This is a genomic window from Actinomadura sp. HBU206391 (assembly GCF_014323665.1).
GTDB lineage: Bacteria > Actinomycetota > Actinomycetes > Streptosporangiales > Streptosporangiaceae > Actinomadura_C.
This window is the reverse complement of record NZ_JABVEB010000143.1, coordinates 1-14,055: the sequence shown is the minus strand read 5'-3', so window position 1 is coordinate 14,055 and position 14,055 is coordinate 1. Positions and strand designations below refer to the sequence as shown.

At 70.3% G+C, this 14,055-nt stretch carries 14 protein-coding genes; 5 read left to right on the top strand and 9 right to left on the bottom strand.

The window, feature by feature from the left end; genetic code table 11:
• The first annotated feature begins 21 nt into the window (after nucleotides 1–21).
• Nucleotides 22–765: a 4-hydroxy-tetrahydrodipicolinate reductase gene (dapB, locus tag HKK72_RS27640; RefSeq protein WP_187237366.1), complete on the top strand. Its 744-nt coding sequence runs from the start codon at nucleotides 22–24 to the stop codon at nucleotides 763–765.
• Between the two features lie 22 nt (nucleotides 766–787).
• On the opposite strand, the gene HKK72_RS27635 is transcribed toward dapB, so the two are convergent.
• Complete coding sequence (locus HKK72_RS27635) at nucleotides 788–1,066, bottom strand: Uma2 family endonuclease (protein ID WP_187237365.1); 279 nt, start codon at nucleotides 1,064–1,066, stop codon at nucleotides 788–790.
• 277 nt (nucleotides 1,067–1,343) lie between these two features.
• Here HKK72_RS27635 and HKK72_RS27630 point away from each other — a divergent pair, with 277 nt between their 5' ends.
• Nucleotides 1,344–2,795, top strand: coding sequence for a pentapeptide repeat-containing protein (locus tag HKK72_RS27630; RefSeq protein ID WP_187237364.1), 1,452 nt, complete (start codon nucleotides 1,344–1,346; stop codon nucleotides 2,793–2,795).
• 65 nt (nucleotides 2,796–2,860) lie between these two features.
• On the opposite strand, the gene HKK72_RS27625 is transcribed toward HKK72_RS27630, so the two are convergent.
• The 3 genes from HKK72_RS27625 to HKK72_RS27615 form a co-directional block, all read right to left on the bottom strand.
• Nucleotides 2,861–4,087: a S8 family peptidase gene (locus HKK72_RS27625; protein ID WP_261987253.1), complete on the bottom strand. Its 1,227-nt coding sequence runs from the start codon at nucleotides 4,085–4,087 to the stop codon at nucleotides 2,861–2,863.
• A 276-nt stretch (nucleotides 4,088–4,363) separates the two neighbouring features.
• Nucleotides 4,364–5,128, bottom strand: coding sequence for a molybdate ABC transporter substrate-binding protein (gene modA, locus HKK72_RS27620; protein ID WP_187237363.1), 765 nt, complete (start codon nucleotides 5,126–5,128; stop codon nucleotides 4,364–4,366).
• Complete coding sequence (locus tag HKK72_RS27615) at nucleotides 5,125–5,520, bottom strand: molybdopterin-binding protein (RefSeq protein WP_187237362.1); 396 nt, start codon at nucleotides 5,518–5,520, stop codon at nucleotides 5,125–5,127. The genes modA and HKK72_RS27615 overlap by 4 nt, the downstream gene beginning before the upstream one ends.
• Nucleotides 5,521–5,782: 262 nt before the next feature.
• On the opposite strand from HKK72_RS27615, the gene HKK72_RS27610 reads away from it, so the two are divergent.
• A complete protein-coding gene (locus HKK72_RS27610) occupies nucleotides 5,783–6,466 on the top strand; it encodes a uracil-DNA glycosylase (protein WP_187237361.1) in 684 nt (227 codons plus the stop codon).
• Between the two features lie 137 nt (nucleotides 6,467–6,603).
• Entirely contained in the window at nucleotides 6,604–8,166 is a 1,563-nt protein-coding gene (locus HKK72_RS27605) for a helicase HerA-like domain-containing protein (protein WP_187237360.1), read from the top strand.
• Between the two features lie 68 nt (nucleotides 8,167–8,234).
• On the opposite strand, the gene HKK72_RS27600 is transcribed toward HKK72_RS27605, so the two are convergent.
• A complete protein-coding gene (locus tag HKK72_RS27600; protein WP_187237359.1) occupies nucleotides 8,235–9,122 on the bottom strand; it encodes an esterase/lipase family protein in 888 nt (295 codons plus the stop codon).
• 575 nt (nucleotides 9,123–9,697) lie between these two features.
• Between HKK72_RS27600 and HKK72_RS27595 the strand changes: the two genes are divergently transcribed.
• The gene (locus HKK72_RS27595; protein ID WP_187237358.1) at nucleotides 9,698–10,546 is read left to right on the top strand and encodes a hypothetical protein; all 849 of its coding nucleotides are present in this window, start codon (nucleotides 9,698–9,700) and stop codon (nucleotides 10,544–10,546) included.
• Between the two features lie 21 nt (nucleotides 10,547–10,567).
• Here the strand turns inward: HKK72_RS27595 and HKK72_RS27590 are convergent, their stop codons facing one another.
• The 4 genes from HKK72_RS27590 to HKK72_RS27575 all read right to left on the bottom strand — a co-directional run.
• Complete coding sequence (locus HKK72_RS27590) at nucleotides 10,568–11,434, bottom strand: 1,4-dihydroxy-2-naphthoate polyprenyltransferase (protein WP_187237357.1); 867 nt, start codon at nucleotides 11,432–11,434, stop codon at nucleotides 10,568–10,570.
• Nucleotides 11,435–11,460: 26 nt separating this feature from the next.
• The gene (locus tag HKK72_RS27585; RefSeq protein ID WP_187237356.1) at nucleotides 11,461–13,125 is read right to left on the bottom strand and encodes an MFS transporter; all 1,665 of its coding nucleotides are present in this window, start codon (nucleotides 13,123–13,125) and stop codon (nucleotides 11,461–11,463) included.
• An 89-nt stretch (nucleotides 13,126–13,214) separates the two neighbouring features.
• Nucleotides 13,215–13,757: a GNAT family N-acetyltransferase gene (locus tag HKK72_RS27580; RefSeq protein WP_187237355.1), complete on the bottom strand. Its 543-nt coding sequence runs from the start codon at nucleotides 13,755–13,757 to the stop codon at nucleotides 13,215–13,217.
• Nucleotides 13,758–13,793: 36 nt separating this feature from the next.
• A partial coding sequence (locus tag HKK72_RS27575; RefSeq protein WP_187237354.1) for a CGNR zinc finger domain-containing protein occupies nucleotides 13,794–14,055 on the bottom strand: 262 nt, incomplete at its 5' end.

Sequence of the window (14,055 nt, the reverse complement as noted above, 5' to 3'; positions counted from 1 at the left end):
GCCGTGAGGAAGGACGCGATAGTGATCAAGGTCGGGGTGCTGGGCGCCAAGGGGCGGATGGGCGCCGAGGTCTGCCGTGCGGTCGAGGCCGCCGAGGACATGGAACTCGTCGCCGGTGTCGACGCCGGGGACGACCGCGCACCGCTGGCCTCGGCCGACGCCGTGGTCGATTTCACCCACCCTGACGTGGTCATGGACAATCTGCGCTGGTGCGTCGAGCAGGGGCTGCACACGGTCGTGGGCACCTCGGGCTTCGGCCCGGAGCGGCTCGACGCCGTACGCGAGCGGCTGGCCGCACATGAGGGCGGCAACGTGCTCATCGGGGCGAACTTCGGGATCGGCGCGGTGCTGATGATGCACTTCGCACAGAAGGCAGCGCCCTTCTTCGACTCGGTCGAGATCGTCGAGCTGCACCACCCGAACAAGGCCGACGCGCCGAGCGGCACCGCCTTCCGCACCGCCGAACTCGTCGCCGAGGCGCGTGGCAAGGCGGGTACGGCGCCCTCACCCGACGCCACGACGTCCGAACTGGCCGGCGCCCGGGGCGCCGACGTCGGCGGGGTGCGGGTGCACGCCGTTCGGCTGTCGGGGCTGATCGCTCACCAGGAGGTGCTGCTCGGCGGGCACGGTGAGACGCTCACCATCCGGCACGACTCGATGAACCGGGAGTCGTTCATGCCGGGTGTGCTGCTCGGCGTGCGCAGTGTGGCGGGGCTGCCGGACCGGCTGACCGTCGGCATCGAGCCCCTGCTCGGCTTGGACTAGGCGGGTACGGCCGAGCGGCCGGTCACCGCCAGGGCTCCCAGTCGTCGGTTGCGATCACGACGCCGAACGGCTCCGGCAGCCGCACCGTCTCGCCGAACTCCCATGACTGGAGATGCGCGTAGGCGCCGGCGGCTCGGTCCGGATTGGCGTAGAGGATGACCTGCGCCCGCATGGGGTCGCGGTCGACCAGAAGGTAGTACGGGATCTCGACCTGCGCGTAGCCGTTCCACTTGGTCGCCGCCGAGCGTCTGAGCGACGGCTGCCGGTCGTCTCCGGCGTTCCACCGTGAAGTGACCTCCATGACCAGCCCGGCCTGGTGCGGCAGCAGATGAGCGGCCTCTTGTGCGGCGTGTCCGGCAGCGCGTGGTGGTGATGGGCGACTGCGGCGATGCTCACAGGCTGTGACTCCTCCCTCACGATCAGCTCCGGTCGTCGTAGGGCTGGTACGTCCCCAGCGTACCGAGAACGGCTCATCCGGCCGTGGAGTTGCGAGGTGAGCCGACCGGGATGTCCGGCCCGGAAAGCCGATCTGCGCCCGCGCCCTTGCCCGTGGCGACGCGGCGCTCTAGCGTTCCCGAGTGCCCTCTGAAGATCGCAGGTTCGTCAGTGATGTCGTCCGCGCGGGCGACACCATTCCCGACGCGGACTTCCGCGAGCGGGTCTTCGAGGGGCAGGCCGACTTCTCCGGCTGTGTCTTCACGGGCACGGCGGATTTCGCCGGTGCCGTGTTCCACGACAAGGCCGATTTCGCCGGTGCCGTGTTCCACGGCAGGGCGGACTTCGCCGGTGCCGTGTTCCACGGGAAGGCGGACTTCGCCGGCGCGGTGTTCGAGGGGCGGGTCTTTTTCACCGGCGCGCGTTTCGCGGCCGACGCGGATTTCTACCAGGCCACCGTCGCGTTCGCCAACCTCCGCGGCGTGCGAGTCGAAGGCACGGCGCACTTCAACGGCGCGGCCTTCGCGGACGGCCCGCTGCTCGAGGACGCCGTCGTGGAAGGTCGACTGATGCTCCATCGGGCGACCTTCGAGAACGCCAGTGTCCTCGGCCCGTTCACCGCGGGATCCGTCGACCTCACCCACGCGAGTTTCCATCGGCGGGTGCGGATCGATGTCCGGACCGGGGAGGTGAACTGTGAACGCACGCGTTATCTGTCCGGTGTCCGGCTCCTCGCGCACGGCGCACGGGTGCACTTCACCGACGCCGAGCTGGGCGGCGCCTCGTTCATCGGGACCCAGGACCCTGACGACCGCGACCACTGGCCCGAGATCATGTCGCTCACCGGCACCGACGCCGGTGTGCTCACCGTCTCGTACGCGAGGCTCTGGCGATGCAGGCTGGCCGGCGTGCACAATCTCGACCGGATGCGCATCGAGGGGTACAGCACCTTCGACATCGCGCCACCGCGCGTCTTCACGGCGCGCCGATCCATCGTCTGGGACGAGCATCTCCTGCGGGGGACGTGGGCATCGGCGCCCCGGCTGGGTCGCCGTCGCTGGGAGCCGCCCGCCGGTCCCGCGCCGGTGGCGGCCCCCGAGAGCGCCGCCGAGGTGGAGCAGGTCTACCGCGCTCTGCGGAGGGGGTGCGTCGAGGCCAAGGACGAGATCGGTGCGGGCGACTTCTACTACGGTGAGATGGAGATGCGCAGGCTGGGGCAGTTCCTGCTGGCACGGAGCCGGCGCAGGGACCGCTGGTGGCCGGGCTGGCTCGCTGCGCGGGGAGAGCATCTGCTGCTGTGGCTGTACTGGATGGTCTCGGGCTACGGGCTGCGCGCCTCACGGGCGTTCGCCGCGATGGGCGTCGTCATCGCGCTGGCCGCAGCGGCGTTCGCCGTCTGGGGTTACCCTCCGGACGCGCAGATGACCTACTCCGATTCGGTGCGTTTCAGCCTGCGCGCCGCGACCTCGCTCCTGCGCGGTCCCGAACAGGACCTGACCCCTGCGGGCGAGTGGACCGAACTGGTCCTGCGCTTCACGGGGCCGGTCCTCTTCGGGCTCGCGCTGCTCGCCGTACGCGGTCGTGTGCGGCGCTGATCACCGGCGAGAGGCGGTGCGGGCCCGGCCACCGGGCATCGGTGACCGGGCCGCACCGACCGGGATCAGAGTCCAGAGGTGTAGAGCAGCTTGTTGGGTGACCCGCTGCCGGGGCTCTTGACGACGCCGTTGGTGGCGTTGTTCACGATGGCGTCGCGGACCTCCTGGGGGGTCGCGTTCGGATGCCCGGCGAGATACAGGGCGGCGGCTCCGGCGACATGCGGGGTGGACATCGACGTGCCGCTGATCGTGTTGGTCGCGGTGTCATTGGTGTTCCACGCCGAGGTGATGTTGATACCGGGGGCGAAAAGGTCGACACAGGTGCCGTAGTTGCCCCACGACGCCTTGGTGTCGGTGTTGTTGGTCACCGAGACGGTGATGGCGGCGGGGACCCGCGCGGGGGAGGTGCTGCAGGCGTTCTGGGGGAACAGCCCGAGGAACCCGTTGCCGGCGGCGATGGCGTACGAGACGCCGGAGCCGATGGACCGTACGACGGCGTTGTCGAGCGCGGTGTCGGCCCCACCGCCGAGGCTCATGTTCGCGACGGCCGGCTTCTGCGCGTTGGCGGTGACCCAGTCGATGCCCGCGGCGACCTGGGCCGTCGTGCCGGAGCCCTGGCAGTTGAGCACGCGCACCCCGACGAGGTCGACTCCCTTGGCGACGCCGAAGCCGGTGCCGCCGACCGTGCCGGCGACGTGCGTGCCGTGGCCGTTGCAGTCCTGCCCGTTCTGACCGTCACCGACGGCGTCGTAGCCGATGGACGCCCGGCCGCCGAAGTCGGAGTGGGTGGTCCGGATGCCGGTGTCGATCACATAGGCCCGGACGCCGGCGGCGGTGGTCGCGTAGTCGTAGGCCTGGTTCAGCGGCAGGTTGCGCTGGTCGATGCGGTCCAGGCCCCATGACGGCGGGTTGGGCTGGGTGGCGGTGGCCCGGTGGATGAGGTTGCGCTGTACGAACGCCACCCGGGTGTCACCGGCGAGCCGGCGAGCCTGTGCATCGGTGGACGTGACCGCGAAGCCGCGGAGCGCCGAGCCGAACGTCTGGGTGACGGCGCCGCCATGGCGAGCCGTGAGCGACCGCGCGTTCGAGCCGACCGCGGAACGGGAGGCCGAGCCGTCCTTGAGGACGACGATGAAGCTTCCCGGCACGAACTCGGCGCCGTCGGCGGAGCGGATGGTGCCGTCCGCCGCCTGGGCGGGTCCCGCCCACATGAGGGCCAGCGCAGCGGTGGCGCCGATGGCGACGCCTCGGCGCATCCACGTCGAGAGTCTGGACAGCGGGGGGTGGGCCATGAGTCCTCCTGACCACTCGTGTGACAGCACCATGTGTGGTGAGTCAGCCATGGTCGATCACAGGACAAATGGCTCTATTAACCAATGGAGAGGACTTATCGCTTGCCGCTCATATCTTTGGCATGGTTCGCCGGTGACGCACCGCCATGACGTGGGCCAGGTTGGGGACGGTCTATCGGCCTGCGATGCCGGCGGCCGCGACGCGACGGCGACCTCCGTGGCCTAGCCGCTCAGCCGATCGCCGACCGGCGCGTTCACGCCGGGCGGCGAGACCGGTCACGGGGTGATGAACCCGTGTTCGCCGAGCACGGCCTTGGCGGCGGCGGAGCCGAGCCAGGTCACGAAGGCGGTCGAGGCCTCCTTGTGGTCGCCGTCGTCGATGACCGCCGCCGGATAGCTCGCCCTGACGTTGTGCGCGGCCGGAATCGGCACGCTGCTCGCGGCCCGGCCGGCCGATCTCAGGTCGGTGATGTAGACGATGCCCGCGTCGGCCTCGCCGGTCCGCACCCGCGTGAGCACGGATCGGACGTCGATCTCCTCGGACGCGGGCCGCACGGTGACGCCCGCCTTGGCGAGGACCTGCCCCGAGTAGCGGCCCGCGGGCACGTTCGCCGCGGCCAGCACGACGCGCAGCCGCGGCCGGCTCAGGTCGGCCGGTCCTCGGATCCGGCGCGGGTTGCCCGGGGCGACGGCGATCGTGAGGGAGTTGTAGGCGATCACCCGCCGACTCGACCGGTCGACGTACTTCGCCACCGTGTCCATGGTGGGGGCGTCCGCGGTGGCGATGACGTCGGCAGGGGCGTCGGCGGCGCCGCCGCCATCCTTCACCCTCGTCGCGAGTTCCTGCGAGCCCGCGAAGGAGAAGCGGATCCGCACGTTCTTGTGGGACGCCTGGTAAGCCCGGCCGAGCTCGGGGAAGGCGTCGGTCAGCGACGAGGCCGCCAGCACGGTGAGGGTCGTGGGACCCGAGGAGCCGCCGCAGCCCGTCACGACGGTCACGACGGCCAGCACGGCAGGAAGGACGGCCGCCGGAAGTCTCAAGGCAGGTCCACGGTGACGTTGGTGGACTTCACCCGCGCCACCGCCTCGACGCCTTCGGAGAGGCCGAGTTCGTCCACGGCCTCGGAGGTGAGCAGCGAGACCACTCTGTGCGGTCCCGCCTGGATCTCCACCTGCGCGATGATCCCGTCCTTGACCACCCGGGTGACGATGCCGGGGAAGGTGTTGCGGGCCGAGGTGAGGTGCGGTGTCTCGGGGCCGGCGGCATCCTGGCCGAGACGCACCGCGAAGGCGGCCAGATCACGACCGTCGACGACGCGGTGGTCCTGCTCGTCACGGCGAGTCGGGAGGCGCCCCGCGTCCGCCCAGCGCCGCACGGTGTCGGGACTGACCCCGAGCAACTGTGCGACCCTCCCGACAGAATAAGTAGGCATATGCCAGATAATATGGCCATTCATCATCGCATTTGTCTGGGTAATCGCGAGCGCTCTTCGGCAGGGCCGCGAGAGTGGTGGCGTGGTGGGGCCGGAGCCGCAGGCACGGGACTCCGGGCCGACCTCCCGCCGTGGTGATCTTGCGATTGCCCGCACGGTCTGTCGGAGGCGGGCACTATGGTGCGTGCTGTTCAGCACGTACGCATGCGATTCCTACCGAACCCCACCGAACCCCATCGAACACCGCCGCGGAGGCCTGGAGATGTCCCTCGATCTGCTGGAGTTGCTGCCGGACGACTGGCGCGCACGCCTCGACCCGCTGCTCGACCCGCTCGCGGTCGCGACGCTCGGCGCCTTCGTCGCGGGAGAGTACGACACGCAGACCGTGTTCCCGCCCCGCGCGGATCTGTTCAACGCCTTCCGGCACTGCTCCTACGACGACGCCCGGGTGCTGATTCTCGGCCAGGACCCCTACCACGGGGCCGGTCAGGCGCACGGGCTGAGCTTCAGCGTCCGCGACGGCGTGCGCAAGCCGCCGTCGCTGCGCAACATCTACAAGGAACTCGAATCGGATCTCGGCGTGCCCGTGTCGTCCAGCGGCGACCTGACGCCATGGGCCGACCAGGGGGTACTGCTGCTCAACGCGGTGCTGACCGTCCGTGAGGGCGAGGCGGGCTCACATGCCGGAAAGGGCTGGGAGGAGTTCACCGACACCGCGATCGAGGCCCTCAACGCCAAGGACAGCCGGGTGGTGTTCGTGCTCTGGGGCGCCTACGCGCGCAAGAAGGCGAGACTCGTGACAGCACCGCAGCACGTGGTGATCGAGTCCGCTCACCCGAGCCCGCTGAGTGCCAAGAAGTTCTTCGGCACCCGCCCGTTCGGCGCCGTCAACAAGGCTCTCACCGACGTCGGTCTGGCCGAGATCGACTGGTCGCTGACGACGTAGCCGGCGTGGTGCCGTGATGGACGGGAATGGCGCGTCCGCGTCACGCCTTCCGGCCGGTGGCGCGGGATCCGAGGGAAGGTGAGGCGTAAGCCCGAAAGGCTGGGGAATGTCCTGGTCAGAGTGATCGGGGGAGCCTCATGGCCGCAACGGGCAACATCGTCTCCAGTGTCGCAGCCGGTTACACGTTCGATGGGCCGACGATGGATTTCGGTGCCCTCGTCGTGGACGGCGAACCTGTGGCGGCCGCCCAGATCCGCGTTCCGCTCGGCATGCTCAACCGGCATGGGCTTGTAGCGGGCGCCACCGGCACCGGAAAGACCAAGACCCTCCAGAGCATGGCCGAGCAGGTGTCGGCGCAGGGAGTGCCGGTGTTCCTGGCCGACGTCAAGGGCGACCTCTCCGGTCTCGCCACGGCGGGGGAGCCGGCAGACAGGATCGCCGGCCGCACGTCGGCGATCGGCCAGACGTGGCGGCCGACCGCCTACCCGGTCGAGTTCTACGCCCTCGGCGGAGAGGGAACGGGAATCCCGGTGCGCGCGACCATCACCTCGTTCGGCCCCACACTGCTCGCCAAGGTGCTCGAGCTGAACGCCACCCAGGAATCCTCGCTCGGCCTGGTCTTCATGTTCGCCGACAGGAACGGTCTGCCGCTGCTCGACCTGAAGGACCTTCGCGCGGTCATCGAGCACCTGACCGGCGACCAGGGCAAGGAGGCGCTCGCCGCGCTGGGCGGGTTGTCGAAGCAGACGGCGGGAGTCCTGCTGCGCGGCCTGCTGGCCCTCGAAGGGCAGGGTGCCGACAGGTTCTTCGGTGAGCCCGCGTTCGACCCCGCCGACCTGCTGCGCAAGGCTCCGGACGGCCGTGGGGTCATCTCGTGCCTGGAACTGCCCTCGCTGCAGGACCGCCCGCACATGTTCTCGACGTTTCTCATGTGGTTGCTGGCCGAGCTGTTCGAGGACCTGCCCGAGGTCGGTGATCCGGACAAGCCCAGGCTCGTGTTCTTCTTCGACGAGGCCCATCTGCTCTTCACCGGCGCGTCGAAGACGTTCCTGCAGTCGATCACACAGACCGTGCGGCTCATCCGGTCGAAGGGAGTGGGCGTCTTCTTCGTCACCCAGACGCCGAAGGACGTGCCCGCGGACGTGCTCGCCCAGCTCGGCAGCCGGGTGCAGCACGCACTGCGGGCGTTCACGCCGGACGACGCCAAGGCGTTGAAGGCCACGGTCTCGACGTTCCCGAAGTCGTGTTACCACCTAGAAGAGGTGCTCACCCGGCTCGGCATCGGCGAGGCGGTGGTGACCGTCCTATCCGACAAGGGCGTGCCGACGCCGGTCGCGTGGACACGGTTGCAGTGCCCGCAGAGCCTGATGGCCCCCTCTGACCCGGCGTTGGTGCGGCGGACGGTCGAGTCGTCGCCGCTGCACGCGAAATACGCCCAGCCGGTCGACCGGGAGTCGGCGTACGAGATGCTCACTGCCAGGGTGGGCCAGGCCGCCGCCGAGGCCGCTCCCGAGCCGGCCACCGCCGAGCCGCGCCGGCGTCCGCGCACCGCGCCCCGTCCTGAGCCGGATGTCATCGGGCAGGTGCTCGGCTCGCAGGCGGTGAGGTCGTTCGCCCGCTCGATGGCGAGCACCCTCGGCAGGGAGATCACCCGCGGCGTCTTCGGCACCGCGAGACGCCGTCGCCGATCGTCCCACTGACGCGCTGCGACGATGAGATGATCAAGGATCGCGGTGGCGCGAAGTGATGCGATCCTTGATCACTTCGGCTAGACGTGAGAGAAGCAGTTCGTCGGGGTGGCGTTCGCCGGATCGAGGGCGTTGAGCACCTCGTGCAGCGCTATCCGGTCGAATGCGATGAGGGCGTGCTCGGAGAAGTCGACCGCGCAGAGATCCTGCAGGGTCACGTTGCGCACGTTCGGTCCGCTGAGGAACTGCGAGCGGTACGGGGTGACGATCCCGTCGTACCTGGTGGCGATGACCGTGTAGTCGACGCCCGCCACCGTGTCGCCGCTCGCGTTGAGCCTGGTGAGCAGCGGCGACCCGACGACCTGGTCGGCGCAGGAGGGGCAGGCGGTCGCGACGATGCCGAGCGCGCCGGGCCAGGCCGCGGCGAGCGTCGCGAGACCGCTGAGCGTGGTGCCGTGGTTGGACGGGGCGAGGCCGACGAGGGTGTGCACCTTTGCGGCGCCGCCGAGGAACTTCAGGTAGTAGCGGGGCATCATGCCGCCCTGCGAGTGGCCGACGATGTCGACCTCGGAGGCACCGGTGGCGGTGAGGACGCCCCGGACGAACGTGGCCAGTTGCGCGGCCGAGTCGGGCACGGGTGCGATGGCGCGCAGGACCGGGACGCCGGGCACCGCGCCGTAGGTCAGGGCGAAGACACAGTAACCGCGTCCGGCGAAGGCGGGGGCCGCCACGGGCCAGTTGACGGACCCGTTGGCGAACGTGCCGTGCACGAGCACCACCGGGCGTGGGTGGGCGGCGCCGGGTCTGCAGGACCAGTTGTTGGCACCCGGCACGCCCGGGGCGGCCAGGGCCTTGGCGTCGGCGATCGCGTCGGCGTGGGCGGGGGCGGCGAACACGAGCAGGAGACCGGAGATCAGGATTGCGGCGACGGCGAGGGGGAGAGAGCGGAGTCTTCGGACGCGAGGCATGGTCCCTCCTGGGGGGAGAAGGGGGTGAAGCAGCGCGCGCCTGTGTGCTCTGGGTCACACCGCTGATTACCTGCGAGTAAGTTACTTCCAGGTAAAGTCGCTGGCCAGAGGGCGAAGATCACAGTTTCATCACGGTGGGAGGGCGCCGAGGGGCGAACTCGGCGGACGTGCCAGAGGCGCGGTGGGATCGGGGGAGCCCCGAGCGACCCCGGAAACGGTCTGACCATCAGGCGACGCCGCTTCCGTCCTGGGCCCGGGTGAGGGTCTCCAGGCCCTGTGACGGGCACCCTCGTGCCCGAGAGACTGCCCACGTGAGAGTGTCGACGACGAGGGCCGTGAGCGGCGATGCGGGTGAGGGTGCGATCTCGCACCTGGCGGTGATCCTTCTCATCGCGGGGGTGGCCGCCGGGATCGGTGGCAGTGGCATCGCCGGAGCGGTGGGGCGCAACGTGGACAAGGCGGTGTGCCGAGTCGCCCACGGCGCCGACTGTGCCGCCGGCCGGACCGCGAACAGGCCGCGAGCCCGGTCGACGGACCTCGGCCCGGGGAGCGTGCGGCCGGTTCCACCGGGGCTCATGGGCGGTGTGCTGAGGCAGGCGCCCGGCGCGAGTCCGGCGGCCGACTGCGATGGGCGCGGCATCGCCAACGATCGGCGCGCCAAGGACGAGTATCCGGACTCCTGCAGGTCGCCGAGTGCCGCCGAGAACTTCACGATCATGGGTCCGATGCGGCAGGGTGTCGAGGGCGTCGACCCCGGGCACCTTCCGGTGCCGCCGCGCAGCGGTTCGGGGAAGTACCGGAGCATTTCCCCCAACGCCAAGGATCGCGCGTACGAGGAGGCGCTCTATGCACTTGTGGGGGGCGCCAAGTTGAAAGGCCTACCGCACGCCGCCGCCTACATGCGCCACTATCTCGACGGCACCGGTAAGCCGGTGAAGGTGGACCCGGACGAGCTGATGGATGACATGAGGGACTTTGCCACCATGGTGGACGGCTATTATCTGCCGACCATAGACGCTGATTACTGTAGGGAGTTCTCGGAGGCCTTCGCGGCGAACGGCGGCAGGCCTTTCAACAAGTCATTCCAGGGGCGCTGGGAGCTGTTCTACATCGAGAAGAATGACAGCGAGGATTGGTATTACGCGCTGGGCGGTATCTATCACAGCGCCTCCGGTTACATCACCGCCGTGCCCTCCGGCCGGCCAGGGGCGGGCCCGACGCTCACCATGCACTATCGCGTTCACGTACACGACGGATACGACTGGAACAAGAAGGCCGGCGACGACGGGAAGGTGGACATCGGGCCGTTCAAGATCCGCGACGAGCAGCAGGGGCGACTGCACGAGACCGGGCTGGCGCAGGACTACGACGTCGACGGCTCGACCGAGATGAAGACCCGCGTCATGGATTGCCCGGGCACGTAGCGGAGGTCGCCCGGACTCGTGTCAGAGGGCCAGGCCGAGGGCGAGAAGGGCGCCGAAGGCGATCTGCAGCCGGCCGGTCTCGCCGAGTACGGCGATCAGTTCGGGGCCCTTGGCGCCGCCCAGCACCCGCTGCGTGGGCGGGACCGACAACGGGGCGGCCAGCAGCGCGACGAGGACCCATGGGTGCGGCGCGGCCAGGGCGAGGACGATCGTGAACGGGAGGGCGGTACAGGCCGCGTAGAGCAGCCGCGTCCGCTGGTCGCCCAGCAGGACGGCCAGGGTCCGCTTGCCCGCGAGCTCGTCGGTGGGAATGTCCCTGAGGTTGTTGGCGACCAGCAGCCCGCAGGCGAGCAGTCCGATGGGCACCGCCGCCACCCAGGTCTCCCAGGGCACACCCTCGAGCTGCACGTAGGCGGTGCCGACGACCGCCACAAGGCCGAAGAACACGAAGACCGAGATCTCACCCAGAGCTCGGTAGCCGTACGGCCGCGAGCCGCCGGTGTAGAACCACGCCGCCAGGATCGCGGCCGCCCCGACGAGTAGCAGCCACCAGGTCGTGACGGCGGCGAGCGCCAGCCCGGCCACGGCGGCGGCGAGGAAACAGCCGAGGGCGGCGGCCAGCACGTGCCTCGGCGCGGCGACGCCGGAGCCGACCAACCGCAGCGGGCCGACCCGGTCCTCGTCGGTGCCGCGAACTCCGTCGCTGTAGTCGTTGGCGAAGTTGACACCGATCTGCAGAACGAGGGCCACGAACGCGGCCACCACGGCCCGCCACCAGACGGCTCCGTCGTTCCCGAGCGCGACACCGGTGCCGACGAGCACCGGCACGATGGACGCGGGCAGGGTGCGAGGCCGGGACCCGGCGATCCACTGTGCGAGGCTTGCCACCGGTTACCTTCCGTTCCGAGACAGGGTCATGGCGAGGATTCTTGCGGATGCCGCTTCTCGGTGCTCACACCGGACCGGCCGAGCCGCAGCGTCATCAGCAGCCCCAAGCCCAGAATGGCAGCCGTCGCGAGGGCACCGCGCCGGGTGGCGACGGCCAGGCTCTCGGCCGCCGCCCGCGCGGCCGGCGCATTCTCCGGAGCCGACGCGCCGGGCCGGTGCCGCAGGTCACGGGCGGAGGTCCCCGCGCTGCTGCGCAGCTGCTGGGCGAGTGCCGCGCGCTGCTCCTGCGGTACGGGGGTGTCCTGCAGGCGGTCGAGCATCGTGTGGCTCAGGCTGGTGGCGAACACCGTGCCGATGATCGCGATGCCCAGCGCCGAGCCGATCTGCCGGGCGGTGGACTGGGTGCCGGAGGCCTGACCGGACTGGGCGGTCGGAACGTCGGCCAGCGAGACGTTGGTCAGCTGTGCCGACGTCAGCCCCAGCCCGATGCCGTACGCCAGCATCCAGGGCGCGAGCCGCAGCCCGGTCGTGCCGGCGTCGAGGGTGACGGCGATCGCCAGCACCGCGGCGACCTCCAGCGCCACGCCGATCCGCACGACGCGCGGAGGGCCGTAGCGGTGCGACAGCCGCCCGGCGAAGGGACCGGCGAGCAGCGCGCCCACGGCGAGCGGGACGATCGCCACGCTGATCTGCAGCGGGGAGTCGTCATGCACGTTCAGCAGGAACAGCGGTAGTACGAACAGCAGCCCGAGCTCACCGGAGCTGATGAGGGCCGAGACGGCGTTGCCCCAGCGGAAGCCGGAAATGCGGAACAGCTCGAGATCGAGCATGACCGGGCGCCCGGCACGGGCCCGGATCCTTTCAACGACGACCAGAGCCGAGATCAGGACCACGCCCAGGGCCAGCACGACGGGAATCGGCGACAGGCCGCCCGGCGGCCAGTCCAGCGGTCCCATGGCGAAGGGCCGGGTCGAGAGCCACCAGCCGTACGACTGGCCCTCGATCAACCCGCACGCCAGCGCGCCGAGGCCGAGCGCCGCGAGCACCCCGCCCGTCCAGTCGACGCCCCGCACTGCGGAGGCGACCCGGGTCTCGGGTACGAACCTCAGCGCGCCGATCACGAGCAGCAGGCCGATCGGCAGGTTGACCGCGAAAGCCCAGCGCCAGCCGAACGAGTTCGCCAGCCCGCCGCCGAGCAGCGGCCCGAGCGCCGCCATGCCGCTGATGAGGGAACCCCAGATGCCGAAGGCGACCGCGCGGTCCCGTCCGGTGAACATCGAGTTCACGGTCGAGAGCGTGGCAGGCATGATCATGGAAGCGCCGAGACCCTGGAGCGCCCGCGCCCCGATCAGTGCCGTCGCCGAGCCCGCCGAGGCGATGAACAGGCTGGCGAGCATGAAGATCACTGTGCCGAGGATGAACATCCGCCGTCGCCCGAACAGGTCCCCGGCCCGGCCGAACGGGATGAGCAGCGCGGCGAACACCAGCGAGTAGACCGAGGTGATCCACTCCGCGTCGGTGGTGTCGAGACGTAGTTCGGCCACGATGCCCGGGATCAGGACGTTGACGATGGTCGCGTCGACGACGATCAGAGACACGCCGAGGCTCATGATCACCGTGCCGAGCCAGCGTCCGCGTCTGGTGCCGGAGTCGGCCGCGTAGGGCGGGAAGGCGGTGGAAGGGGAAGACATGGACATCCTGGCAGCAGCGTGCGGAACCCTCGGTGGGTAGAGCTCAAACATAACGGTGGGTCACTGACGCCCCTCACCGGCCCGTCATGTCACCCCGGCGAGATGTCGGTGTGCATACGGATCATGTTCACCGGGGCGCCCATGTCGAGAGTGCGCAGTGCGCCGTCAGGGGCCCAGCCGGCCGAGACGAAGAACCCGCGCAAGGGTTCGTCGGCCTCGAAGACCCAGGTCAGCAGGATGGTGAAGTCGTCCTCGCGCAGCAGGTCGACCGTGGCGGCCAGCAGGCGGCTGCCGTGCCCGGCCCGGCCGTGATCGGGGTCGACGAGCAGGGTCACGAGTTCGGCGGAGGTCGCGGGGTCGTGGTCGGGATCCTCGGCGGGGGCGTGTGCGGCGAAGCCCGTCACCACGTCCTCCTCGACCGCGACCAGCAGCCGGTGGCGCGGGCTCGGCGGTGCGGTGACGGCCTCGGCCCATCGCTCCCGCCACGTCTCCATCGCCTGCGGGCCGGTCAGCTCCGCCAGCGCCGCCGTCGGCACGATCTCCTGGTAGCTCGCGAGCCACGCCCGCACCTGGACGCGTGCGATCGCGTCGGCGTCCTCGCGGCGGGCAGGACGTACGCCCACGTCGGCCATCTCGTCAGGGGTCCTCTCGTCGGGGTCGACCCCAGGTTAGAGGTCGCCCTCGGAGCCGGCGCGCCTGCGGGCACGGTAGGCGCGGGTCTTGGTGCGGTTGCCGCACACCCGCATCGAGCACCATGCCCGGGATCGGTTCTTGGAGGTGTCCATGAACGCCCATCGGCAGGTGTCCTCCTGACATGCCTTGAGCCGCTCCCACGAGCCGTCCGCCGCACATTCCATGATCGCGGCGGCGATCCGGCCCAGACCGGCGGACACACCGCCCGTCGCGGGCACCAGCGCGGGCCGCGAGCCG

Excerpts from the sequence above, each read along its gene's own strand:
- HKK72_RS27635 (WP_187237365.1), bottom strand. The coding sequence starts at position 1,066 with ATGGAGGTCACTTCACGGTGGAACGCCGGAGACGACCGGCAGCCGTCG.
- HKK72_RS27625 (WP_261987253.1), bottom strand. The coding sequence starts at position 4,087 with ATGGCCCACCCCCCGCTGTCCAGACTCTCGACGTGGATGCGCCGAGGC.
- HKK72_RS27615 (WP_187237362.1), bottom strand. The coding sequence starts at position 5,520 with ATGCCTACTTATTCTGTCGGGAGGGTCGCACAGTTGCTCGGGGTCAGT.
- HKK72_RS27610 (WP_187237361.1), top strand. The coding sequence starts at position 5,783 with ATGTCCCTCGATCTGCTGGAGTTGCTGCCGGACGACTGGCGCGCACGC.
- HKK72_RS27605 (WP_187237360.1), top strand. The coding sequence starts at position 6,604 with ATGGCCGCAACGGGCAACATCGTCTCCAGTGTCGCAGCCGGTTACACG.
- HKK72_RS27600 (WP_187237359.1), bottom strand. The coding sequence starts at position 9,122 with ATGCCTCGCGTCCGAAGACTCCGCTCTCTCCCCCTCGCCGTCGCCGCA.
- HKK72_RS27595 (WP_187237358.1), top strand. The coding sequence starts at position 9,698 with ATGGGCGGTGTGCTGAGGCAGGCGCCCGGCGCGAGTCCGGCGGCCGAC.
- HKK72_RS27585 (WP_187237356.1), bottom strand. The coding sequence starts at position 13,125 with ATGTCTTCCCCTTCCACCGCCTTCCCGCCCTACGCGGCCGACTCCGGC.
- HKK72_RS27580 (WP_187237355.1), bottom strand. The coding sequence starts at position 13,757 with ATGGCCGACGTGGGCGTACGTCCTGCCCGCCGCGAGGACGCCGACGCG.